This window comes from Neobacillus sp. B4I6 (genome assembly GCF_050434045.1).
Lineage (GTDB): Bacteria > Bacillota > Bacilli > Bacillales > Cytobacillaceae > Neobacillus.
Map to the genome: position 1 here is coordinate 3,037,826 of NZ_JBNPWB010000002.1, position 23,528 is coordinate 3,061,353.

The window sequence follows — 23,528 nt, forward strand, 5'->3', positions numbered from 1 at the left end:
TCCTCTCAATGTGTCTACCATGAGTGTAAATCAACCCTCTGCGGACAAAAATGCAGAACGGGTATGTACCCAAAAATTAATATTTACAATAGGTCGGACAATTCGCGCCAGCCATCTTGGCGCATCCCCAACCAACTGTCCTAATCTATGAAGTGCGGTCTCTGAAGTTGCGGACGTCAAATTCAAAGGGATATTTTCCTGTTTAGTTTGAAGCATGATGGAAACAAGGCAACCCAGCCAATAATCAACAAAACTTTTAAACCACTCAGACCAACGAAAAAGAGTTGATTCATCTGCAGGTATATCGTGATTAGAGGGGTTCGAGAGAACCATTTCTATGCAATTTGATTCGTATCTCTTATAAGGAACCAAAAAATCTGGTAATTCATGATGAATACTACCGCAATTACCACATCTTAATCTGCGAATATTATAAACTCTAGTCTCCCCAGATCTTTCTTTTGATTTTCTATCTCTAGTCCCAATTACACTCATGCTTTTTCCACAACAAGGAGAGGGAATCCTCCCCGCACCCCTAACTAAAAACTCCCGTATTGTTCTTTTCAATAAGTTTGTAATCTGATACAATGACCATAGTGTTTTTTGTGGGACGTCTCCCGTATAACTGTTGGCGCAGTTATACATAATGGGAGGCGTCTTTTCCTTTCTCCGGAATTATACGTGGACATTATACTCGTCCACTTCCGGACAGGCAATACCGTCAACTATGGGTAAATTATGGGTGTCAAAAACAAATAATAACCCTTCCTATCTTAGTAAGGGAATTAATCAGAAGGGTTAAAAATATAAATTTCTCGTTCTAACTTTTTCTTTACTTTTTCCTCCCCTTTAAAGTTATCTAAACACCTGTTTAATTACTATAAAATAACTGAAAGCCCTTTCCTACTGTAAAAACGACTTCTTATATCAAATTTCCGACTTTTTTAGCTGAATAGGGTAATCCCTTCCATGTTCTCGAATACCTTTTCTCAAACAAAAAACCTCCAAATTTATAATTTGAAGGCTCTTAACGCACACAATATCATGTTTTCTGTTTCACACAGATTCGTTCAAAATGAGCAAAAGACTGTGGTGGTGAGAATTAATTGTTGGCGGGACTGCGTGGGAATCGAACCCACCAGACCTGGCACGCAGGTCTCAAGCAGTTTTGAAGACTGTGTATGGGACCAGTGGTCAATTCAGCTGAAGATTTCCCAATAATATCAAGGGGTCTCGGCAGTCTATTGATAGTTTTTTAGACCGTTTTCCTCCAACCTCTACAGTTTCCATTCTAGAATAAATATTTACTTATTACAAATTAAAATATTATCCAATCAGCAGTAAGTGGGCCCTATGACCTCTGTTAATTGACTTACATATACTCTAAAAGACTATTCTCCTGTCACCCGACTAAATCACTTATATATCCATATCTTCAGCTTCTTCAGCTTCAAAGCCCTCCTCCATTTCCTCTATTCTCAATGCTAAGTACTCTTCTATTTCAGCAAGAACATCTGGTATATCTCTGATTATGGGAAGCTCTGATGATATATTTTCCCTGTAAAACTCCATATAAGAGTTCTTTTTTTTCTCCCGAGAATTCTCTTTTTTCTCCTTGAATACCTTTTTAGGAATTAAATATTTAACAATGCTGTTTTCTAAGTCATCTAATAAATCAGAAGAATACAATATTAGATGATAATTTTGAAACCAGTATTGTTCATTAACATTTTCTTTTAATTTATCAATTTCTTCTTTTTCAAAGTACCCATCTTTTAGGTAATATGAAATTAATATTTGATTGTTTGTATCGATTACGCTACTTTTATTTTCCATCAATATATCTGTAAAACCAAATATTTTTATTGCGTAATAAAAATATAATTGCTCTTCATTAAATGGCGTTTTAAGTACTTCTCTATATCTAACATGGAAAAATTTATGTAAGTTATTGTTATTAAAATTACTCATATCATTAAATTTATCGATTGAATACAACATAGTCTCAGGAGATAAGTTAAAGAGAAAACATAGTTGGTGGTAATCATAACCCTTAACTTGATATTTCTCAAGGTCTAACTCTCTAAAATATTTTGTCTTAAAAAAATTATTTATAAAGACTTTCTTAAGTTTATCATCATTCAATTTTGACACTCTAAAAACAAGTTGGTTAATAAAATATAGCTTGTTATTATCTTTTTCCTTGTCGAATCTTACATTACAATGGGCAATTAATTTTTTCCAGTACCTTGCAACTAAGTTGTAATTATTGAAAGATTCATATGTCCAAACCTCTTTTTTATCATCATTTCTTTCTAATTCATATTTTTCCAACACCTTATCAAAAATCCTTGTTACTTCATCAGTATCATTCTTATTACAGAAAAAGTAAAAGTCATCAGAGAAATAGGAGAACTCGCAGTCAATCCTTGCTCTTCTAATTTCTTCTTCAATGTCATTACTAATATTTTTCAAGTTACTTTCTGCGAAATATAATGACAAGTAATTCCCCATTATTAAGCCATTTGTTTTTCCTTGATTCATATTGGATAGGAATCGTTCTTCATGTTCTTCAAAGTTTATTAAATGGGTATATATCCTTCCGTAGTATTCCTTTATATCCATTTTAAGCAGCTGGTCATATACGCTTAATTTATTAAAATCCTCCTCTAATTGCCTTTCGTATTCTCCAGATACAAAATCCCCAGTATCAATGTTTGCTGATAAGCGTTTATGTGAAGGATCTAAGTTTTGAATGGTGTCAAAATTTGATAAATCCTTAAAATGTTCATAAGCAACTACAAAATTTAAAATGTTTGGCATTTTTAGGGTGCGATACCTATCTTCTTGCTTTTTAACTCTAAAATTAAAAGGTTCAACCCAAATCAATTTACCAATATCAACTGAAGATATATCCGTTGATAATTTAAGAGCATCAACATCAAGAAAATGCTTCACCGAATTTTTAAAATTGTACAAATTATTAAGTTTCATCTTCTCCCCCTCATTTCACTTTACTAGGTTTTCTATCTTCAACTTTGATTTACTGAGCATTTTTATTTCTCTTAGAAAAGAAATTTCTAAATGTATTATAAGAAAAATCCTTTAAACACATCCTCACACTTCTGCTTTGGAACTATCATAAGTGTTCAAAACTGATGTTTTTATCCAATTTTCCATCTATATAATACCATTAAATTACATCTATTTTTGAAGAATTTTACCTCATTAGCATAAGAAGCGACTACTCTTGTTGAGCAATCGCACCCTTTAGTTTAAGTATATCTTTTCACATACTTTGATTGTTTGGTAATATACAAAATTGATTACCCTTCAACAATTGCCAGGTATTTCAAGATTTCTCCTTCTGATTCAACGATTAAAATATCTCCTCTTTCCTTCCCTTGGCTGATTGAACCGCCGTATTCTGAACCGTTAGTACGGTGGTATGTGAGGTTGGCTAATCAATTAATTATAAGCCTCCAACTCGAATGATTGATTATTTTCCCCAACAATTTTTCGCTTTCTATAAGCCCAAAATAATTTTAGAGAAGCCCAACATAAAGATCGCAAAATGCGAATATAATCCATTGATGAAGTTTTAGTAAACCGGTCACGCACTTTATTTAAAATATTGGTCCTATAATTAGGAGGTAGAGGTTATGGGGTATATGGATAACTACGAAAGGGATGCCTTTGGGATAGTAGCCTTTTGGTTACGGAATAATTTTGACCATGGTCGATTTTTTGATAGAGAAATAAGTCATCATGAATTAGAATTAGCCCGTGCAAACCAGAGTATGGTTCAGAGTTTGGGAGGGATATGGCAGCGGGCGGAAGCAAAACAGGGGGATCTTGGTATTTTGATTAATGAATCTCAGCAAGCTATAAGTGAATTTCGTAATTTTCTTATCACTGGAATGAATCAGGCTTTACACTGTTCAGTAATTGTTTCAACGCCAGTAGCACTTATGGATCATATGATAAGAGAAGCTGAAGAATCCCAGAAAGTACTAAGTTTAATGCAAACTGGCGGTCAAGTTTTAATAGCGGATGCAGTCATACATGAGAGTACGTTTTGGTTGAGACAAATGGCTGACCATCTTGCTTTTGTACAGCATTATTTAGATCCAACAAATTATGAACTACAAGAAAGAGTAAGAAGAATGACACAGAAGTTTGAACGACTTTTTCTCCAAGCAAATGCCCTAAGAACAATAGTACGAAAACCACGCACTGAGTTGTTGCCAGCTTTAAACGCTTTTAGGCAAATGGTTATTTTAGAAGCTAAGGATTTAGAAGCATTTAAATTAGAATTAGATACTTTAATCAAGCAGTGTGCGGCAATTACAACTGCACCGCCAGACTTATTAGAACATCTTGCCAGGGAAGCCCATCACCTATGGAGAAACTTAGAAGAAGGGATTATAACATAATATTCCTAAGCCGGGGTAAATTACCTCGGCTATTTTTTTTTCAAATATTTTCGACTTTTTGAAATATGGAAACCTAGCATAAACCCCTTCTAAATTGAGAAAACTCCATTATACAAGGGTCTGGAAAGGCTTCGTATATTGGAGTGAATTATATGAAGATGAAACTTCTAATTATTCTGCTTTTTAGTTGCAGTTTATTGCTAACAGGGTTTGATAAGTCCGAGGAAAAAGAGATATCCTCCACTGTTAAGTCAATGATTACTGCAATAAATGAAAAAGATGCCGAAGGTTATATTCAAACTTTAAACGATTATTTTATTAAAGCAACTTATGGCGATAAAGATTTTATAAGGGGGAATATTGGGAATTTTGGTCATGTAGATTTGTTAGAGTTTGATGTTATGGCAATAAAGACTTATATTTCATATGCCCATTACAAGCTAATACATACAAATAATAATGACGAGAAAACAACCTTTTGCGGTGAAATAATCTTAGAAAAGACAAAAGAAGGTTGGAAAATATATTCTATTTCTGAGCATAGCGACTGTCGATAGCTTTTTTAAAATAAGGGTTATTTTAGTTTTCCTTCACAATCTTTAGTTTTATACATGGTCAACAAATATTGATTTATCATTTTACTTTTGCCACACCTATTGCAAAATGATTCCAAAGTATATCCTCAATTATTTCAGCCTGCGTTTCTTCACAATCAACAATTAAAATTATTTCAGAATGTTTGCCTTTTAAAACCCTTTTATTTTTTTTTATAACTAACTCCATAAAAAGCCGAATAGTTAAGCCAAGAATAAACCCCACAGATGCACCTATCAGTCCCCAATAAATTGGACCCCAAACTAATTTAAATCCTATGCTTGCTCCAATAACTGAAAACGCTGTGGCAAGCCCCATACCGATATCAATAAGGCTTGTACCGTCTGAGCGATGTATGGTATCAAAAATTTTACGGTCTTCTTCTCGATTATCCAGTGGAACAGCAAATATATTTTCCTTTTTAATCCCTTTTTTCTCTAAAGTTGAAATTGCCATTTCTAAAAATGCGTTATTTTCAAAAGTTGAAAAAAGTTGCAAACACATCACTTCACTTCACTTCACTTTTAGACCTTTTAGTATTTGGAAACCTGTATCTTGATAATTTTCCGTTAAATACCTTCTTTGTTCTTTTTCATACAGTTTATTATTCTCAATCGTATCCATATAGGAATCAAAAGCAGCAAATCCATAGTGAGATGGAAGGAATAACAGCCATTCCGGGTTTAAAGCAGCGGAAGCCTCCTTGACCTTTCCTAAGAACAAAAGGGAAACCGCTTCAAGTGCATGGGATTGATAAAAAAAGACTACTACCCAAAAGATAATAAAAATAGCTGTCAAAATTCTATGTATATAAAGATGCCCTAGCCCTGGAATAAATAGTGACCACATAATAGAAGCTATAGGGTTTCTCTTATCTAAATAATTAATTCCTGTTGGTCCTATACTAAATGAGTTGAAACGGTGGTCTTCAAGGTCAGCTAAAATAAAAATTTTGTTCAAGTCAACCGTTGTCCGATAACTATTCCAAATCGCAAATAGATACACGGGGATATACATGAGTAACCATCTAGTGTCCAACACCTCCTTTGCCATCGATATATTTCCTTGAAATGAGTAAATCATGGCAAGATTCACATGTGCTTTAATATTTACAACTACTTCCCAGATAAATAATGCATATCCTCTTGGATATTTACACAGCATCATATGTCCGAATCCTGGGAAAGCTGCTGACCACCAAGCAACGATATAAGGGTTTCGTAAATGGATTAGGGTCGTGCCAAATATGCTAATATCAGCCTTATAACGTCTGGCGGTGTTATCATTCGTATAGTTATTCATTAAATTCACCTTTTGTGGTTTTTACCATTAATCTCCGAAAGGGAGTGAAATTATACCAAACCTTAATTAGCTAACCTGCCCCGATAGTTTACAATCTTAATTGTGCAAAAAGAAAAAAGGCGACCTCCTTCTTGAAGTATCGCCCCCTTTAGCGCAATCTACCTAAAAGAAAATATTTGGAATCTCCACTAATTCTTTGGTTCAATCAAAACCTTCACTCCCACTACACTATCGAATGCCACCCGTTCAAATTCTCCAGGCTTCACCTCTATCCGCAGCTCATGAGTTATCGGATCAACGTAATGAACACACCCAGTAATGTCGTGAGTAAATCCGTCAGCCCATATCGTCAGCTTTACAGCATGATTGTATTCTGTTGCGTATGCTATGCGCAGGTCAAACTCCTCCGCTTGATATTCGTCTAATATTGGCTTAGCCTTCCATTGGTCCTTGAACATTTCGCTTGTCATTTCGAATGCTAACGGTATAAAGGAAGCCGACTGCCATTTCAATTTACCACGGTCACGTATTGTCATTAATGAATCATCTCCTTTGTTATAATTACACACGAACGAACGTTCTGTATGTAAACAAAAATTAAGACCAACATTTAAGTGGTCTTTTGTTTTCTTATTCACCTAACGCATCCGTTAGCTGAACAAGGATTAGTTAAGATAAATAATCTAATAATAATTTTCGTGCCTTTTCATTCTTCAAATACTCTTCATAAAATGTTGGATAATTAGCCATTTTTTCTTCTAAAAAGCGATATTGATGAAAAATATCAAAGAAAGATAAATGAAGCCATTCTATTTGACCTTGGGGAATACTTTTTGAATTTCCTTTCAAGACATAACTTAGGCTTCCTGCAATATTCATCCAATATGTGTTTAAATTTCCTGTCAGACAATCCTCCTCGGAAAGTTCCTTATTGAAATCCTCCTGTATCTTATCAGTATCTCTATAAGGAAACGGGTTGTATAAACTTTCTTTTAATGATTTCAATTCCTCATATATTTCCATTTTATCTAATCTAACCACCACCAAGTAAAGTTTGTTATTAAATCATCGCACCCGTTAGTGAAACTAAGGATTTCCTTTTGCAATCTACAAATCTTGAGATAATCGAATCATATCCTTGCACTGTATACCATTTTCGAAAATCTCTTCTGGATAGTGCCTAATGAAGAAATCTATATCAACTCCAGTAATTCTAAAACCACATTTTTGGTATAGGGCTAATTGTCCGATGCTTGAATTTCCAGTACCCACTTCTATGGTTCTGTATCCCTTGGACTTAGCTACTTGAATTGCATTCATTACTAGTTGTTTCCCCATACCTTTGCCGTGTTGGGTTTCTATGACTGCAATATTCACCAACTCCACTGTTTCAGGTCGTGTCGGGAGAAGTACATAAGCCCCCATAATTTGACCATCAGCTTCGGCTACAAAGCATTCTCCCCTTTGCATATATTCCTCAACGATCATTCTTGAAGGGTCAGCTAATAACAACAAATCCATTGGGGGCTCTTCATCTATATTTAGTTTGCGAATAACCATATTACTCTCCCCTACATAACTGTATTTTGCTTTCATTTTACCATTTCTTGTTGACTAACCTGCTTCGTTAGTGAAATAAGAAAAGCTGCCACAACGATATCCCACAAACTGGAAATTTTGTAACAAACATACCAAACATATAGTACTTCATTCATGGTAATATAGCCCCTGTTAAGATAAAAAAACAAAGACTTACTTTCTTCTTAGGGGGAATAACATATAATGAAAAAATTATCAGGAATTATTCTTGCTGGAGCAATGGCTTTATCAATGGGGACACAAGCGTTTGCTGCTGGAACAAACAACGGGAACCACTACGGATGGGAGAATGGTATAAACAACCCACACAAATCCGAGGTCACACCACCAGAGGTTGACATTGAGACTCCAACTGTAGATACCGTTTCTTTAGAAGAAATCAATGCAATTGTAAATGATATCAATAAAGCAAGTATTGAAAATACAAATGCTTACGGCTTTGGTAACGCACGATTTGAAAACGGTTGGATAAAGATTGATAACATTCAATTTTCACCGTGGGCGTTATACGATATACAAATGAAAGTAATCTATGACATCCTAGATGAACATAATGTCAAACGGACTGCCTACACTGTTGAAAATGTAATATGGGATCAAGGTCCTGACGGTACAATAGGTACGAGCCACTGGGGAACTGTTTGTATCAAAGTTGATAAACAATAAGGCTGGGTAAATTCCCAGTCTTTTCATATTTTCACTGGTGGGTCACTGGAACTTATTGCACCTGCAAATGTGACACATCAAATTAATGATTGCAATGATAAGCTCGACGATTAAGATGATGATCTGGATCATTTATTTCTCCCTCCCTGTCCTTTTGTTTCAAAAAAGAAATAAATGTCCTTCGAGCTTATATAATATTATTTGTAAAAGTTTTTCCCAGCTTTTTTATTACGTCCAACTCCACACATTATGTATAGGAGGTGAACGATAATGCCAATTGAAAGCGGTATGAGACCTGGACGAGAGACAGGTGTTTCTGGCGAAACAGGAGGAGGAGGCCGAGGTGGCGGCGGTGGCCTTGACATTGGCCTTGACATTTTAGAGCGTACTACAGATGCAATGAGAAGAGGTCCCAGCACCGAATCTTCTCTAACACCAAAAAAGGACAAAAAAAAGAACCATTAATATAAAATAAGAGCAACCTTCACGGCTGCTCTTTATGTTTTATTCCTCACAATCGCACTCGTTTCCAAAATGATCCGGCTTTCAAGGTCTATTCTGGCCTTTTTTGTTCATCACTTACAGGAATAGGTGAACTTAAAAAGAGCAGCTACTTAAAATAGCTGCCAAAAGATTGGAGGTATGTTTACAATTAAAAATCAAAAGCACTTGAAATTAAACAGTAGCTTTTAAGCCTGGACTTTTAACTTTTGCAGCCGTTTTTGTAGGATGCCTTTCGTTTTTTTAAAGACGTTTAACTGTGATTCACGTTGATCCTGATATTCGGCTGAACGATGAACTTGGTAAGACACCATTTTACACACCTCCTTTAATTTAAATTACTTAGTGCCTCTTCCAATTTACTTAACTTCTTATTTTCATTCTTCATACTATCAGTTATCTTTTTTAACCCAACAGGAGTTAACCCCAAGCAATTTGAATAAGTCAAAATATCTTTCCGCAAGCTTTCTAAAACACCTATGAGAGGACTTTTTTTCATGCTTTCATTATTCCGTGTAGTCGGTTCACTCACTTTAAATCTGGACTTTTTAACTTCTCTTAAGAGATCATTATATTGCTCGATTAAGCCCGAATAAATTTGAATGGTCTGGTCAAATTCTGGTCTGTAGATTCCCAGCCGCTGCATATTTGCTTTGGTTTGGTTCACAATCTTGCACATAATGTCACCTCAACTTTTTTTGAAAAATGCTGCGTATTTAGAAAAGCTTCCCTTTGCGCCGGTTATCCCACGCTGTTTTAAAAAGGTCGATCCCCGGGAGGACTTTATAAGGAACAAAATTATTCGTTCAAGATTTTTAATAAATGATTTGTTAGAACTTCTTGTAGCATTCGATCTTCTACTGTAGTTTCGTTCTGAAGTGACGGTCTTCTCTTCACTTTCTCCCGCAAATCTTTGTCCTTCAGCTCATTATCAAAACGCTTATATAACTTCTCACGTAAATCTTTATCCAGTAGTAGTTGTACTGGTATTTTTCTATTATCATGCCTGAGTTTATTTTGGCGTTCACGCTCTGCTATTTCTTCTTGAGTGAACTTTTGGTTAAGACTATAAATGATTCCACGAATATAATCAGCTGGATTCAATCCTAATTTATTTGCTTCTTTTATCAAAGCTTTCCGTACATCCTTCTCAAGCCAGACCGTGCCTTGGTTATTATGCCGCCCTGTCTTTGACAGCGTCACTTCTTTAAGGCTATACCTTTCATCGATCGCCTTCCGTATGGTTTCAGCATAAGTATCTGCTTTTCCGTATAAATTCCAACGACTGATTAAGCTTTTTAACGCCTGGACATCTTGATAACTGAGTGAAAAGCCGATCAGGTTCTCTTCTGGAGGTCTTACAAATCCTTGAACTTTTTCTAGCACATTTAAATTATTTATTTTCACGTTTCCACCTTGCCCTTTTCATCTCTTTAAAATTATATTTTGTTTTCAATGCTGTAATTTTCTTAGATGGAGAACCTACAATTTTATAAACATGTTCACTCATGGGCTTTTCTTTCCCAATGACTATTACTCGCTTTAACGTCTTTAGAATTCAATTGCTCTAAACCTACTTTAAGAAAAAAGTTGTCCTGGTATTGTCTAGCTTTTGCCTTGTTTTCTGGTTTCTGCCGATATTGGCGATAATAAGCCCTTCTGCCTTGATCAATGAGAGCTATTATCTCCTCATCTTTTTTCACTATTCTCACCGCACTTCTTGTCATTTTCATTTATTTTATTTTGTGTATTTTAATGGCTTTTTACGCATACTAAATACTTTTGTTTGCATTAAGAATTACCCCTAAAATCAGATTTAAGAGACAAGAAGGTAATGCAATTATTTGAATAAATTGAACTACCAAAGTACCTTACTTATACTAAAAAGGTTAAAACAAGAGAAGGAATTACAGAGCAGTGAACACTTCCTCCCCTTGGTGTCTATGTTTCTTCAGATCACACTTAAAGATGTACTTGGTTGTTTTTATAACCTTTTCCCAAGGCTTTGAGTAGGCCGCTTAAATTCATATATCTTAGCGCCTTTATGCTTGCAAGAACCACAATAAAGTAATCCATTTTTTTGAATCCATGGTTTTTTCAGTTCCATTGCTGAAACTCGTAATGCCATTTCAATTAATTCATCAATCGAATAATATTCGTGATCGTCAAGGTTAAGTGAATATTCATCATTGCAAACATGACAATTAAAAGTGTACATTGCTGTTCCTCCTAACAAAGGGTACGTTGGTTACCAAAAAGGTACTACGTATTTTTTTCTATGTAATATGCCAAAACCTTGCTATATCAAGGTTTTTTCCTGTTGAGTACCCAAAGTACTATTAGTACCACTTTTTTAAAAAACACATACTTATATACAAATATTTATAAAGGATTAAAAATGTCCTATATATGTATATTTATTTTCCTTAGTACTTTTAGTACTCTTAGTACTTTGTTATAATAACCCTTGATATATCAATGTTTTATCAGGTACCAAAATTTATTTTTATAATTAATGTTTTGGTACCTTTAGTACTTTCTATTACCATTAAGGGATGCCGCAATCAACCATTACATCATTGATAATCACACAATTGCCCTTGCTGCCACTAGATATAATGTTGTAATTCATGCTGCAAACCGCCTTTTTATTTTCCTTCTAGCATCAAGCCCAATTCTTCAAGCGTTTCAAAAAATTGCTGCACTGTTACTTTGCCGCCATATTTTCTTTCAAGCGCTTCAAAAAGTTCTTTTTCTTCTTCGGTTGTTTCTCTCATATTTTCACCCCCTTTCAAGCTTGTACCCTTCAATTATGCAAGGCTACTGATCCGAATCTTCTTCTTGATCGTAATCTTCTTCAAAATCAAGCCCTGTTTTTTCATAAAATTCTTTATTTACAATCACAGCATTATATTTGCAATGCCTATGCTTTACCTGTTTATAATCAATTTCCTTCCCGTCTTTAGTGAGATGCTTTTGAGTAAATCCACGTTTTTGCCATTCCTTCCGAAGCATTTTTTCTTCTGCTCCAAGTTCTTGTCTTAAAAAATCAGGTGTAAGGCACACTGTATCATATTTGTAAATCGCCCAAACTGTATCAGGCGTGTAATGATTTGCTATATATTTACGATTTGAATCGAGCTTAAATAAAATTTCTTCCAGCAATTGCTTTGGCTTATCAATCGCTTTGTTTTCTTCTGCCATTTCATCAAATAGCCGATTCAACAAAGTTAAATCCATTTGAATATTCAGCAATTTTGATAATACTGTGCCTGCAAAATGAACAGCTGCAAAATTCCTACTTAACCTTGTTAAAACTTCATCACCCTTTGCCTTTTGAATATAGTGGTTTGTTAGGTTTATAAACTCCGGTAGCAAATCATTTTTTGCATCCTTCCAATACTTCAGAAATTCCAACCCCACTGCCCCGTAATTTTCTTCTAGTGCTTGATATAATTCAGAAAAAAAATTATCTTTTACCTTACCAAAAGGTTCATCAACTAAAGAAATAACCCTTGCCGCCGCTCCTCCGGCTTTCCTTGCATGTTCCGTTAATGGCACTTCTCCTGTACTAATCAGAATGTTATTCCAAGTCAATTCTTTTTGAGAACCACTTACACTTCCTCGACCTTTTGCACGTCCGCCAGAAAATTGATAAACCAAATTTTGCAAAATCCGTTCATCGGCTTTTCTGGTATCATCCATGTAAAGTGGAAAGCTGTTCAAAAAGCCTGCTTTACGCTCAATCGCCACTTTAGTAGCGTTCCACTCATTTATTAATCCTTCATTTCCCCAAACAGTTCTAGTCACTTGTAAAGCTGTACTCTTGCCTTGTGAAGTGCTTCCTGATAGGTCTACAATGAAAGGTGTTAATTTCAAGTCATGCAGTATGACAGATGCGAATGATGCTAAAACTAGGAATAATGCTTTTGGATAAGCCTTAATTCGGTTAAACACTTCATTAACCCATGTTTCCACGGTTCCTTTTACTTGAAATGCTTCAAGTAATTGTTTCTCGCCAAAATCACTTGGAACGATTACCACACCTTGCGATCGGAAAGGATGGATAAATTCACCTTCGATATGACCTAACCGTTCCACCATATAAGCCTGATTTACTTGGTTATATGCCTGATATTCATCTAAATATTTGATTAAATCTTTGCAATTTCCATCATTACAAGAAAATCCACTTGCTGCTAATGTAAGCAGCTCTTTTTTTGTGGAAAGCACAGCAGCAGGAACAACTTCTTTTATTTCCTTTCCATTGTCTTTCCAAGCAATTTCATAATTCACAGTATTGTTTTCAACATTGGACAGCTTTCTTAAAATATGAGGAGCCATACGAGATACCGTGATTAATTCTTCTACACTTTCGCCTTCCTTCCCCTTCTTCACAATTATTTTACATAAAGCATCTCCCACGATATAAAAAGGTGGAGGAATAAATTCAAAATATGCCTTTGTCACATTTTGAATCTCATAAATACCCGCATTTTTACAGTAATAAACGATGGTTCCAAATGTCCAATCAGTCGATTTTTCTTTTTCATATTCGAATTTCTCAAGCGATTTACCGTTACCATCATCGATAATCGAAAGGATTTCCAACGCTTGTTCCTCGGTAATCATTCCTTTTTGAAACAAATTACATAAAACAAGAATGAATCTTATCCAATGCTTATATGTAAGCAAAATTTCTGTTTCTGTTAATTTGACAATGCATTCTTTAAAAAGACGAAAATCAAATTCCTGATTATTACTGCTGGCTTGAATAAAAGTACTTTTTTTTGGCTCTTTTGTTTTTTTCTCTGGCTCTGCTACTTCTAAAAACGGTAAATCATTATGAATTACATAGTCGCTTAAACCTGCATAACATAGCTTTGTTGGATGAATAGAACCATCTAATTTTAAGCCAAATTCCTCTTCATACATTTCAAATAACGATTCATAAACTTGCCTCCAGTGTTCCAAATCATAAATATACTCATTCAAAATATTGTAGCAGTGGTATTTTGGCTTTCGCTCTGTCCAAGAAGAAGATCTTTGTATAATATGAAAATGCTCTTTTGCTTTTCTTTCAAATTCTTCATAATCGGTAATTCCTTCATCAAAATCAAAATAAAATAGGTTGCAGCTAAAATTCTTAATCTCACCTTGCACAATGGATGAGCCAAACCAGCTCGCACAAACATGTGGTTTTCCTTCTTCCAATATTGCAAGAAAATTTTTAAAAGATTTATAACGAGGTTCCGAAAAATAAAGGTTCGCTTTTTTCATATAACTCATTATTTTTTCCGTGTCTTCTTTAGTGGCTTTATGATTAAAACCGTCAGTATATGCAGTAACAGTTAAGGAAAAACCTGTTTCCATGTTGAAGTGCTCCTTTTCTTTCTTCTAAATTTAATCGCACTCTACAACACCACCTTTCTTTCTAACATCAATTGACCAACGTTTGATATATTCCTCTACTTCTTTACGAGGAAATAACCACTTCTTACCCACTCGCAATGAAGGAAAATTCGGATTGTATATAAATAATTTTTCTACAGTTGGTCTGCTTAAAGAAAGCATATTACATAGTTCATTGACATCTATTAACAACTTCTGTTCCTCAATTTCATCCACACGTTTACGGACTTCTTCTAAATATAATTTCTTTAATTCATTTTCGTCTAAAGAAATGTTAAGCATTTGCTTATTCCTCCTTGGTGTATTTTTTAAAACATTTTACGCTTTTTTATCATAAACTATAGTTTATAAAAAACATTATACCACTATAAACAATAATTTATACAAACTATTGTTTACACTATATAAATTATTGTTTATAATTGTAATTAAAAGGGAGAGTGATTATTAATGAAAAACTTTGCAGATTATCTCAAAAAGAAAAGAGAAGAAAAAAACCTTTCAATGAATAAACTTGGGGAATTATCTGGTGTTTCTGCTATGTATATTTCACATCTTGAAAGCGGCAAACGGGATAGACCTTCTCCAGAAATTATAGAAAGATTGGCAAAAGGTTTAGATGAACCATATGAAAATTTAATGGCAGCGGCAGGATATATTGACGCATCTGATTTTATTAAAATAAAAAGCGAAAAAAATAGACAAGAAGATATAGAATTGTCACTAGCAGAGCAAGAACAGGAGCCGTTCGCACTTGATTTTTTACTGGAATCCAATCATCCAATATTTTTTCAGGACAGGCTTTTGAAAAAAGAAGAAAAAGCAAAAATAAAAAGCCTTATTCAAATATTTTTAAGGGATTGAAAGGGGAAAAGGAAAGCAAATATCAGAAAATTGCCAGGCGAAAAATGGCAGCCACTAAAAAAGTGAATGCCTTAAAATTCCCCTTATAAAACCACAACATAATCATGAATTGAATCTGTTAGAACGAAGCCTGCTCGTAACTTCAAGCGAGCGCATACTTTGCTATTCTTTCCGACAAAAGAAAAAGCAGCCTCTGAAAGTGACTGCCCAAACCCAATTTTCAATTTTATACTAAATTATTGATAGGTGAGAATTTTTTATGTTGTCCTTGGACATCCATATTGCTCATCTGAATGTATTTTCGTGTCATGCTCATATCTGTATGTCCTAAAGTCTTTTGTAGGCTAAATGGGTCTCCACCATTTTTTATATACCATAACGCTCCAGTATGACGGAATGTATGGGGGCTGACACGTTTTTTAACCCCCGCTTCCCTTCCGAGGTCTCTCAAGTCAATTCTGACTGTAGCATGATTTATTTCGTGTCCATCATAAGTTAAGAATAAATGTTCATCCCCAAAATCATCGGTAATCTCCATATACTCTTTCAGTAATTCTATTGTAGGTTCTGTTATTGGCACGATTCGAGCTTTTCTAGTCTTTGTGTCCATGGCTTCAAGGAATATTTCACCCTTCTCTAGGTTTACGTTCCTCCGCTTCATTGCACAAAGTTCAGAGATTCGAACAAGCGTATCTAAAAGCACATAAATGATTACTTTATTTCTGAATCCAGTGTATGTTGAATCGTCAATGACATCCAACATCCTCATAACTTCATCAGGTGTGAATGATTCTAAAGTATCTTCAGGGGTTTTGATTGGCTTGAAATCCTCGTGGATAGGCTCATTAATCCATTCCTTCTTATGACAGTATCTAATGAATGCTCTCATATTACGAATGCGAATATTAACTGTCATAGGAGAAAGTTCTTTGTCATGAAGCATATACCCTATATATCCTTGGAAATCTTCTGTAGTGACGTTCTCGTTCGTCATATCATTGCCAAGAAACTCCTTGAGATAGGCATAGTTATTGTAGTACTCATCAAGTGTCCTAGATGCTAGTCCCTCTGTTTTCTTAGCAGCCATAAATTTATGAAACATCTCATCCAATGTCAGGATATTTGAATCAGCCTTATTTTTCGTTTTACTACCTTCTCTAATCTTCCCTAGTTTTGGCTTAACCTTTTTTGGCATTACCTTTGTTTGCATAAAAATAACCTCCAATGAATAATTATTTGGAGGTTGAGGGAAACGTTCTCTACAGTCTCGACAACAGTCCCTCTACAGTCTTGCCAGTAGATAGGCGTTAGACTGTGAAGGCAAATGTAAAAACTTTGATCAAAATAAAGTTGCGAAAACCCTTGATACAATTGACTTAATGGCGGGACTGTGTGGGAATCGAACCCACCAGACCTGGCACGCAGGTCTCAAGCAGTTTTGAAGACTGTGGAGGACACCAGTACCCCATTCAGCCCCATGGATGGAAAATATCAAGATGTTTGGACTACAGTAACACAGTCATTTGGCGAAAAAAACAAATTACTTCGCTTCCCTATCTATTGTTATTATATTACTATGGAATATGGTGATAATCAATAGAATCAGCGTACTTGTCATTTTTTCGACAAGCTTTTCATCAGGAAACTACAGAACCATTACCTGTTTCGCGCATTCACTATGATTAGATTCTTGATTAAAATCTTAAGTGTAATTTCATTCAATTTTGTCCAATACTTGTCTTAATTCATAAAAACAGACTATAATAATAAGAAAAATAGTTATCTTGTAGGTGAATAGATATGCTTCATGGTTGGTTTCTATGGTTTATCCTGTTCTGGGTATTTTTCCTAGTTGGGTCATTTGCCATTGGTGGATTTTTTATGTTCCGAAAGTTTTTGAAGAAGATGCCGAAAGAAGATGGCAAATCAGTTATGGATTGGGAAGAACATTATGTAAATGAATCGCGGCACTTGTGGGGGCCCGAGGAGAAAGAACTCCTAGAGGATTTAGTAAGCCCTGTTCCCGAATTATTCCGTGATGTTGCCAGACATAAGATTGCCGGAAAAATTGGCGAAATCGCCCTTCGAGAAAAGGCATCAAAAATTACTCAAGACCTCGTCATTCGTGGCTATATTCAAGCCACACCAAAAAGGGATCATAAATTTTTACGAAAAAAGCTTTTTGAAAATAGAATTGATGTTGCTCCTTTTGAGCATCTATTTTAACCGTCTAGCTAATAGATGGTTTTTTATTTTGTCATCAACGGATTCCATTGGAATTGGATACATTTTTCATAGTTTTTTCCTAACTTTTGTCGTCAACAGCCCTCATTGGCGACTCTTTCCACATCTTCTTTCTGATTTCTGTCGCCAATAACTTTTATTGGAGACACTTCTCATTGTTTTCCCCTAAATTTTGTCGCCAATAGGCCTTATTGGCGACACTTTTCACTGTTTTTTCCAGCCTTTTGTGGTCAATAGCCCTTATTGAAGACACTTTTCATTAATTTCCCCTGAATTCTATAGCCAATACCCGGTCCCTATCAAACTATTCCCTCCACAATTCAATAACATTATCCAACAAATCCTAAAAAGAAAAACTGATCCCAATAAAGGACCAGTCTCTCACATAATTATAATTGCTTATCACCATGAAGTTGTCTAAACAACTTTTTGTAGTCCATATACATCGCAATCCGCCATGGGACAATCATACAATAGGCAAGGAAGAAGAACATGCCGCTTAATTCTCCAAAATCAATGGTTGCACTTAGAACGGACTTCATAACAAGGCGAACAACTAATAGACCAATCAAAATAAAGAAAAATGCCTTAGATCGCTTTAGATAAATATCGTTATCGCGGATCTCAAACTTTGAAGTTTTAATAAGTAAGATAGAGAATAGCATCCCCACAATCGCTGCCTCGATCATTTCTGCTCCAGTCAGTCTAAATTGCGGATCTATATACATTAAAGCCCCACTCGACATGAAAAATGGAGGTAGAATTATTTTACGAGCATTCGTGGGTTTCTTTGCGGCTTTCATCCGGACTACCAAGGCCAGGGTGCCCATAAATACCGCTCCAATTGAAGAAGCAAGAACTATGTTCATTAGATTCATTCCTTATCTAATTTATTTACTAACCCATTATATCGCAAATAAATTCATTTGAAAAAAATTAACTCATGATAAAATGTTCCCAATTCTAACACACAGGTGATCGATACAAAAAAAGGAAAAAACCTCCTAAGGAAGTTCCCTTTCAAAAAATATAATATTTTTATATATTTATCATTTTCGTGTTTACATTAGAACCCCGTAAAGCCACCAAACATTCCTGAAAAAATAGTAATGATTTTAGTCATCCAGTCAAAGAATAGGACAACTCCCATTACAATCATTATGTAACCACCAATTTTAACAATTTTTCCGCTGTTCTTCTTAATCCAAGTCATGCGCCCAAGGAAGAACGAAAGAATAAAGAATGGTATGGCAAAGCCTAGACAATAGGCAATCATATACATCATACCTGAACCTGGATTTGTGGCTGCTAGGGAAATAACAAACGAAAGAATCGGACCTGTACAAGGCGTCCATCCCGCGGCAAATGCCATCCCAATTAAAACAGAACCAAAATAACCTGAAGGACGATTTTTAAATTCAATTCGGCGATCCTTCATCATAAACTTCGGATTTAAAATCCCAACGATCACTAAACCAAAGAAAACAATAAAAATTCCGCCTAGTTGACGAATAAGATCTTTATACTGTAAGAAAAAGCTTCCTAGAAACGAAGTTCCAAATCCAATCGCAATAAAAATAATCGAAAAGCCTAAAAGGAAAAATAATGTGTGGAGTAGACTCCGCTTCTGAAGCATGGCGTTTTCACTTTTTAGCTCCCCAACAGACATACCTGTGATGTACGAGAGAAATGCAGGATAAAGTGGTAAACAACAAGGAGAAATAAAGCTTAAAAATCCTGCCCCTAAGGCTAAAAATATATTTACATCTGACATATTAACACTCCCACTATAGTCGATACGTTTATATTCTAACAAATGTTTGATATAAATGATAATGGTTAACTTGAATATTTTGTGTCGCCGCCTTTTTTTGTTCCACTGAAATGCCTCTTCCATAAAATATATGCATAAATTCGTTGGATATTTATTTACAAATGTCTTTGAAAAAATTTACATCATAGGTTATACTAGTAAAACCAATGTCATTTTAATATATTAGTAGTCTATTTGCACCATAATTTAGGAGTTACTCCGGAAAGGACATCGGCCGTGACAAAAAATGATTTGGTTACATTAATTGAAAAAAAACGAGCTGAATTAATTCAAGTCGCCATCACCAACGGCTTGACATCCTCCGTTGCAATTCGCTACAGCCAGGAACTTGATCATCTCTTAAATGAATATCATAGAGTATATATAAACAAGATGCCTTCATCAGCTAGTTAAAAGAAAGACGTTGTATGTCGTCATCATTAGAAATAGACAATAGACCTATATAATGAAAAAAGCCTGGCAAATCGCCAGGCTTTTTTCCATTAATTCACAACATCCTCAAGACGTTCTACCGCTCCGTTTTGCAAAAGGAACATTTTATGGTACAAGCCACCCTGGGCAAGCAGTTGTTGATGGGTTCCCCTTTCAACAATTTCCCCCTGATGCAATACTAAGATTAAATCAGCATCCTGAATGGTTGACAGGCGATGCGCAATGGCTATAGTCGTTCGCCCTTTTCGCATTTTGGCAAGTGCGGTTTGAATGGCTTCTTCTGTTTCTGTATCAATATTGGCGGTCGCTTCGTCGAGAACCAATATTTTGGGATTAGCGGCGATCGTTCGGGCAAAAGCGAGTAGTTGCCTTTGACCACTTGAAAATGTGGTACCACGCTCGACAACCTTATGTTCAAAGCCATCCTCCAACTTTTCAATAAAGGTGTGGGCTTGGACAAACTTTGCTGCTTCTTCGACTTGTTCATCCGTCATGTCATTCGAATGAAGGCGGATATTATCCTTCACCGTTCCGTAGAACAAGAATGGATCTTGTAATACTAAGCCCATTTTCTCCCTGAGTTCTGTCTTTGTGAAGTTCCGAATCGATTGACCATCAATCAAAATGTCCCCCCGTTCATACTCATAAAAACGCAATAACAAATTGATAATCGAGCTTTTTCCACTTCCGGTATGGCCAACCAGTGCGACTGTTTCACCAGGATTTACCATGAAGGAAATAGATTTTAGCACATCTCGTTTTCCATCATAGGAAAAACTTAAATTCTTAAACTCAATCATTCCTTTTTCAATGGAATTGGTCTGCTCTTCTTTTTGTATTGGTGCTAATTCTTCCTCATCTAACAGTTTAAAAACACGCGAGCCAGCGACAATCGCTTGTTGGTACAAGGAAAGCCTCATCATCATCTGATTAACCGGTTCGAAAAAACGATCCAAATAATTTATGAAGGCATATAACACGCCGATTTCCACCACATGGTTAAAAGACGTTATTCCAAAATAACTTAATACAATGATTAAGCCCAAAATATAGATTAAATCAATCGCTGGTCTTAACAGGAGGCCATCTATTTTGATATTTTTCATTCCTGCCTGATAGTGTTGTTCATTAATAGCTCCGAATTCTTCTCGTAGTCTTTTTTCCTGCCGAAACACTTGAATTATTCCCATTCCAGATAATGATTCACTGAGCTTGGCATTCAATTGGCTCAGCCGTTCGCGCATATCAAGGTAAAATCGTGAACTTAATTTTCTGTATAGGTTCATGACAAACAATAATAACGGAAGAATCACGACACATAATAAGCCAAGTCTGATGTCCAGAATAAACATCGCAATAAAAATACCTAATAATAAAAATCCACCTTGGATAAACGTTGCAATAACGGTAACAAACATGTCTTTAATGGCTTCCGTATCATTGGTCACCCTTGAAACGATACTTCCTGCTGGGGTCTTATCAAAATACTTTAGCCCGAGCGACTGTACTTTAGAAAAAACATCAATGCGCAGCTGTTGGATAATTTTCAAAGCCAGTTCCTGGAATTTAACCAATTGAAAAAACATGACAATCGCTTTAATGATTTGGATTGACATGTACGTGGAACCTAGGATCAGAAGTGGCTGAAACTCTAGCTTCCCAGGAGTTAAATAATCATCGATAAATATTTTTACGATAATCGGTAAAACAATATCACCGATGGTTGTTAATAGTAAGAAGATAAATGCTAAAACAATCGTTTTTTTATGTGGCTTCGTATAGGAAAGCAAACGGAATAAAATATTTCTTTGTTCACGTTCTGTAAGCTGAATTTTTTCGTCCATCTTAATGCCCTCCATGCTCAACCAACTCTTCTAGCTGCTGGCGTAAATACATTTCCTTATACCATCCACCCGATTCCATCAATACTTCATGTGTACCTCTTTCCACAATCTTTCCATCCTCAAGAACCAAAATGAGATTTGCATGTTGAATGGCACTTAATCGGTGTGAAGTGATGATGGTTGTTTTTCCTTCCCTATTCTGTTTTAATGCTGAAAGAATGGCTTCTTCTGTTTTTGCATCTACTGCAGATAAGGAATCATCGAGTACTAACACTTCTGGCTTCATTAAAATAGCCCGGGCAATCGAAATCCTTTGCTTCTGCCCGCCCGATAAGGATACCCCACGCTCTCCAACAACCGTTTGATACCCTTCAGTAAATTGAAGGATATCAGTATGGATATTTGCAAGCTTAGCGGCATTCTCGACTTCCTCTATTGATGCCCCGTGGTTTGTAAAGGAGATATTTTCACTAACAGAGGCTGAAAACAAGAAATGATCTTGCGGTACATAACCAATGGCCTCGCGTAATTTTTCAAGCTTGTATTCCTGCAGAGTTTTCCCTCCAAATCTAATCTCACCTTGATAACTATCAAACTCACGAATGAGCAGTTTTAAAAGAGTGGTTTTACCAGCACCGGTTTTACCAACTATGCCTACCGTCTCGCCGGTATATATCGAAAAATATATATCCTTTAAAACCGGTGTGGTTTCCCCAGGATAGGTAAAGCTAGAAAGTTTGTATTCAATATCACCTGCGGGCACCACGTTTATGGCCCCTTCCTTATCGGTTATATCTTCTTTTTCTTGAAGGAGCATGGAAACTCGGTCATAGGAAGCACTGCCTCGCTCAACAATGTTAAATAACCAGCCAAATGCAAGCATCGGCCAGATAAGTAAACCTAAATATGTAGTAAACGAGAGTAATTGCCCGATTGTTAGTTCCCCATTAAGCACGTATTTTGCACCAAACACAATCGATAAGAAGAAGGAAATACCTACAATTATCGAAATCGTAGGATCGAAGAGAGAATCAATTTTTGCGACGGTGATATTTTTTTGGACGACATCTTCTGATTGCTTCCGAAAATCCTCGATATCTTCCTTTTCCTGGCCAAACGTCTTAATCACTTTAATCCCAGTAATACTTTCCTGAGTTTTATCATTTAATGACGAAAATGCTTCCTGTGCCTGATAAAAGGTTCGATGGAGCATTGTCCCAAACCAGCTTGTAAGGATTACCATAAAGGGCATCGGAATTAAACAGATTAATGTTAATTTCCAGCTAATCGTAAATGCCATTGCACAGATAACAAACCCGCCAGTTGAAAGAGAATCAACGAAGGTTAGCACGCCTACGCCCGCTGTTTGTTGAATGGCTGACAGATCGTTGGTGGCATGTGCCATTAAATCCCCTATTCGACGTTTTTGGTAAAATGATGGCGACATATTTGTAAAATGATGATACAGCCGATTTCGAAGCAACTTACTTAACTTAACTGATGATCCAAAAATCATAATTCTCCAGTAGTACCTAAGGAAATACATTGCAAGGGCAACAATAACTAATACGGCCATCCACTGCAAGAGAATTCCCGTTGTCATTGTCCCATTCTTAACTTGGTCAGCTATGATTCCTATGATCTTAGGCGGCACCAGTTGCAATATTGCTACAAGCATTAGGAGGAAAATCCCGGATATATATGCTTTTTTCTCCTGTTTAAAATACCAGCCTAATTCTAAAAATACTTTCATTAAACCGCCCCCAAATCACGAGTAATCGATCTGCCAAAAATTGAATA

The 23,528-nt window shown here is 35.7% G+C and carries 28 protein-coding genes and 1 tRNA gene; 7 read left to right on the forward strand and 22 right to left on the reverse strand.

Annotation, left to right across the window (positions count from 1 at the left end; genetic code table 11):
• Positions 1 to 30: 30 nt before the first annotated feature.
• Together QF028_RS17050 and QF028_RS17055 are read right to left on the reverse strand one after the other, a co-directional pair.
• Positions 31 to 645 carry a DUF6431 domain-containing protein gene (locus QF028_RS17050; RefSeq protein WP_429467142.1) on the reverse strand — a complete coding sequence of 205 codons (615 nt, stop codon included), beginning with the start codon at positions 643 to 645 and terminating at the stop codon, positions 31 to 33.
• A 774-nt stretch (positions 646 to 1,419) separates the two neighbouring features.
• Positions 1,420 to 2,994: a hypothetical protein gene (locus tag QF028_RS17055; protein ID WP_429467144.1), complete on the reverse strand. Its 1,575-nt coding sequence runs from the start codon at positions 2,992 to 2,994 to the stop codon at positions 1,420 to 1,422.
• Positions 2,995 to 3,662: 668 nt separating this feature from the next.
• Here QF028_RS17055 and QF028_RS17060 point away from each other — a divergent pair.
• Both QF028_RS17060 and QF028_RS17065 read left to right on the forward strand, forming a co-directional pair.
• Positions 3,663 to 4,436 carry a DUF2935 domain-containing protein gene (locus QF028_RS17060; protein ID WP_429467146.1) on the forward strand — a complete coding sequence of 258 codons (774 nt, stop codon included), beginning with the start codon at positions 3,663 to 3,665 and terminating at the stop codon, positions 4,434 to 4,436.
• A 152-nt stretch (positions 4,437 to 4,588) separates the two neighbouring features.
• Positions 4,589 to 4,993 carry a hypothetical protein gene (locus QF028_RS17065; RefSeq protein WP_429467148.1) on the forward strand — a complete coding sequence of 135 codons (405 nt, stop codon included), beginning with the start codon at positions 4,589 to 4,591 and terminating at the stop codon, positions 4,991 to 4,993.
• A gap of 76 nt (positions 4,994 to 5,069) precedes the next feature.
• Here QF028_RS17065 and QF028_RS17070 read toward each other — a convergent pair whose 3' ends face one another.
• The 6 genes from QF028_RS17070 to QF028_RS17095 form a co-directional block, all read right to left on the reverse strand.
• Positions 5,070 to 5,528: a hypothetical protein gene (locus QF028_RS17070; protein WP_429467150.1), complete on the reverse strand. Its 459-nt coding sequence runs from the start codon at positions 5,526 to 5,528 to the stop codon at positions 5,070 to 5,072.
• A gap of 15 nt (positions 5,529 to 5,543) precedes the next feature.
• Complete coding sequence (locus QF028_RS17075; protein WP_429467152.1) at positions 5,544 to 6,332, reverse strand: hypothetical protein; 789 nt, start codon at positions 6,330 to 6,332, stop codon at positions 5,544 to 5,546.
• A 188-nt stretch (positions 6,333 to 6,520) separates the two neighbouring features.
• Positions 6,521 to 6,970: a YolD-like family protein gene (locus tag QF028_RS17080; protein WP_429467154.1), complete on the reverse strand. Its 450-nt coding sequence runs from the start codon at positions 6,968 to 6,970 to the stop codon at positions 6,521 to 6,523.
• Between the two features lie 31 nt (positions 6,971 to 7,001).
• Positions 7,002 to 7,355 (reverse strand): YxiJ family protein, encoded by a 354-nt coding sequence (locus tag QF028_RS17085; RefSeq protein WP_429467156.1) that lies wholly within the window; start codon positions 7,353 to 7,355, stop codon positions 7,002 to 7,004.
• Positions 7,356 to 7,439: 84 nt separating this feature from the next.
• Positions 7,440 to 7,892, reverse strand: a complete 453-nt coding sequence (locus QF028_RS17090) for a GNAT family N-acetyltransferase (protein ID WP_429467158.1) — start codon at positions 7,890 to 7,892, stop codon at positions 7,440 to 7,442.
• A 32-nt stretch (positions 7,893 to 7,924) separates the two neighbouring features.
• Entirely contained in the window at positions 7,925 to 8,047 is a 123-nt protein-coding gene (locus QF028_RS17095; RefSeq protein WP_429467160.1) for a hypothetical protein, read from the reverse strand.
• 67 nt (positions 8,048 to 8,114) lie between these two features.
• Between QF028_RS17095 and QF028_RS17100 the strand changes: the two genes are divergently transcribed.
• Both QF028_RS17100 and QF028_RS17105 read left to right on the forward strand, forming a co-directional pair.
• Entirely contained in the window at positions 8,115 to 8,597 is a 483-nt protein-coding gene (locus QF028_RS17100) for a hypothetical protein (RefSeq protein ID WP_429467162.1), read from the forward strand.
• A 270-nt stretch (positions 8,598 to 8,867) separates the two neighbouring features.
• Positions 8,868 to 9,062: a hypothetical protein gene (locus QF028_RS17105; RefSeq protein ID WP_429467164.1), complete on the forward strand. Its 195-nt coding sequence runs from the start codon at positions 8,868 to 8,870 to the stop codon at positions 9,060 to 9,062.
• Positions 9,063 to 9,286: 224 nt separating this feature from the next.
• On the opposite strand, the gene QF028_RS17110 is transcribed toward QF028_RS17105, so the two are convergent.
• The 8 genes from QF028_RS17110 to QF028_RS17145 all read right to left on the reverse strand — a co-directional run bounded on the left by QF028_RS17110 (position 9,287) and on the right by QF028_RS17145 (position 14,792).
• Positions 9,287 to 9,412: a hypothetical protein gene (locus tag QF028_RS17110; RefSeq protein ID WP_429467166.1), complete on the reverse strand. Its 126-nt coding sequence runs from the start codon at positions 9,410 to 9,412 to the stop codon at positions 9,287 to 9,289.
• 14 nt (positions 9,413 to 9,426) lie between these two features.
• Positions 9,427 to 9,777: a P27 family phage terminase small subunit gene (locus QF028_RS17115; protein ID WP_429467168.1), complete on the reverse strand. Its 351-nt coding sequence runs from the start codon at positions 9,775 to 9,777 to the stop codon at positions 9,427 to 9,429.
• 119 nt (positions 9,778 to 9,896) lie between these two features.
• Positions 9,897 to 10,505, reverse strand: coding sequence for a hypothetical protein (locus QF028_RS17120; protein WP_429467170.1), 609 nt, complete (start codon positions 10,503 to 10,505; stop codon positions 9,897 to 9,899).
• Between the two features lie 95 nt (positions 10,506 to 10,600).
• Positions 10,601 to 10,801 carry a hypothetical protein gene (locus tag QF028_RS17125; RefSeq protein WP_429467172.1) on the reverse strand — a complete coding sequence of 67 codons (201 nt, stop codon included), beginning with the start codon at positions 10,799 to 10,801 and terminating at the stop codon, positions 10,601 to 10,603.
• 281 nt (positions 10,802 to 11,082) lie between these two features.
• The gene (locus QF028_RS17130) at positions 11,083 to 11,316 is read right to left on the reverse strand and encodes a hypothetical protein (RefSeq protein ID WP_429467174.1); all 234 of its coding nucleotides are present in this window, start codon (positions 11,314 to 11,316) and stop codon (positions 11,083 to 11,085) included.
• A gap of 430 nt (positions 11,317 to 11,746) precedes the next feature.
• Positions 11,747 to 11,875 (reverse strand): hypothetical protein, encoded by a 129-nt coding sequence (locus tag QF028_RS17135; RefSeq protein WP_429467176.1) that lies wholly within the window; start codon positions 11,873 to 11,875, stop codon positions 11,747 to 11,749.
• Positions 11,876 to 11,918: 43 nt separating this feature from the next.
• The gene (locus tag QF028_RS17140; RefSeq protein WP_429467178.1) at positions 11,919 to 14,471 is read right to left on the reverse strand and encodes a DUF927 domain-containing protein; all 2,553 of its coding nucleotides are present in this window, start codon (positions 14,469 to 14,471) and stop codon (positions 11,919 to 11,921) included.
• Positions 14,472 to 14,501: 30 nt separating this feature from the next.
• The gene (locus QF028_RS17145) at positions 14,502 to 14,792 is read right to left on the reverse strand and encodes a helix-turn-helix domain-containing protein (RefSeq protein WP_429467180.1); all 291 of its coding nucleotides are present in this window, start codon (positions 14,790 to 14,792) and stop codon (positions 14,502 to 14,504) included.
• Positions 14,793 to 14,960: 168 nt separating this feature from the next.
• On the opposite strand from QF028_RS17145, the gene QF028_RS17150 reads away from it, so the two are divergent.
• The gene (locus QF028_RS17150) at positions 14,961 to 15,374 is read left to right on the forward strand and encodes a helix-turn-helix domain-containing protein (RefSeq protein ID WP_429467182.1); all 414 of its coding nucleotides are present in this window, start codon (positions 14,961 to 14,963) and stop codon (positions 15,372 to 15,374) included.
• A 226-nt stretch (positions 15,375 to 15,600) separates the two neighbouring features.
• On the opposite strand, the gene QF028_RS17155 is transcribed toward QF028_RS17150, so the two are convergent.
• Entirely contained in the window at positions 15,601 to 16,584 is a 984-nt protein-coding gene (locus QF028_RS17155; protein ID WP_429467184.1) for a tyrosine-type recombinase/integrase, read from the reverse strand.
• A 170-nt stretch (positions 16,585 to 16,754) separates the two neighbouring features.
• Positions 16,755 to 16,851, reverse strand: a tRNA-Sec gene (locus tag QF028_RS17160).
• 323 nt (positions 16,852 to 17,174) lie between these two features.
• On the opposite strand from QF028_RS17160, the gene QF028_RS17165 reads away from it, so the two are divergent.
• Entirely contained in the window at positions 17,175 to 17,600 is a 426-nt protein-coding gene (locus QF028_RS17165) for a DUF2621 domain-containing protein (protein WP_098932902.1), read from the forward strand.
• A gap of 407 nt (positions 17,601 to 18,007) precedes the next feature.
• Here the strand turns inward: QF028_RS17165 and QF028_RS17170 are convergent, their stop codons facing one another.
• On the reverse strand, positions 18,008 to 18,487 hold the full coding sequence (locus QF028_RS17170; protein ID WP_369449406.1) for a CcdC family protein: 480 nt from the start codon (positions 18,485 to 18,487) through the stop codon (positions 18,008 to 18,010).
• Between the two features lie 197 nt (positions 18,488 to 18,684).
• The gene (locus QF028_RS17175; RefSeq protein ID WP_168242909.1) at positions 18,685 to 19,392 is read right to left on the reverse strand and encodes a cytochrome c biogenesis CcdA family protein; all 708 of its coding nucleotides are present in this window, start codon (positions 19,390 to 19,392) and stop codon (positions 18,685 to 18,687) included.
• Between the two features lie 276 nt (positions 19,393 to 19,668).
• Here QF028_RS17175 and QF028_RS17180 point away from each other — a divergent pair, with 276 nt between their 5' ends.
• Positions 19,669 to 19,845: an aspartyl-phosphate phosphatase Spo0E family protein gene (locus tag QF028_RS17180; protein ID WP_098932905.1), complete on the forward strand. Its 177-nt coding sequence runs from the start codon at positions 19,669 to 19,671 to the stop codon at positions 19,843 to 19,845.
• A gap of 89 nt (positions 19,846 to 19,934) precedes the next feature.
• Here the strand turns inward: QF028_RS17180 and QF028_RS17185 are convergent, their stop codons facing one another.
• Both QF028_RS17185 and QF028_RS17190 read right to left on the reverse strand, forming a co-directional pair.
• On the reverse strand, positions 19,935 to 21,728 hold the full coding sequence (locus QF028_RS17185; protein ID WP_429467187.1) for an ABC transporter ATP-binding protein: 1,794 nt from the start codon (positions 21,726 to 21,728) through the stop codon (positions 19,935 to 19,937).
• A gap of 1 nt (position 21,729) precedes the next feature.
• The gene (locus QF028_RS17190) at positions 21,730 to 23,481 is read right to left on the reverse strand and encodes an ABC transporter transmembrane domain-containing protein (RefSeq protein WP_429467189.1); all 1,752 of its coding nucleotides are present in this window, start codon (positions 23,479 to 23,481) and stop codon (positions 21,730 to 21,732) included.
• Positions 23,482 to 23,528: the final 47 nt, after the last annotated feature.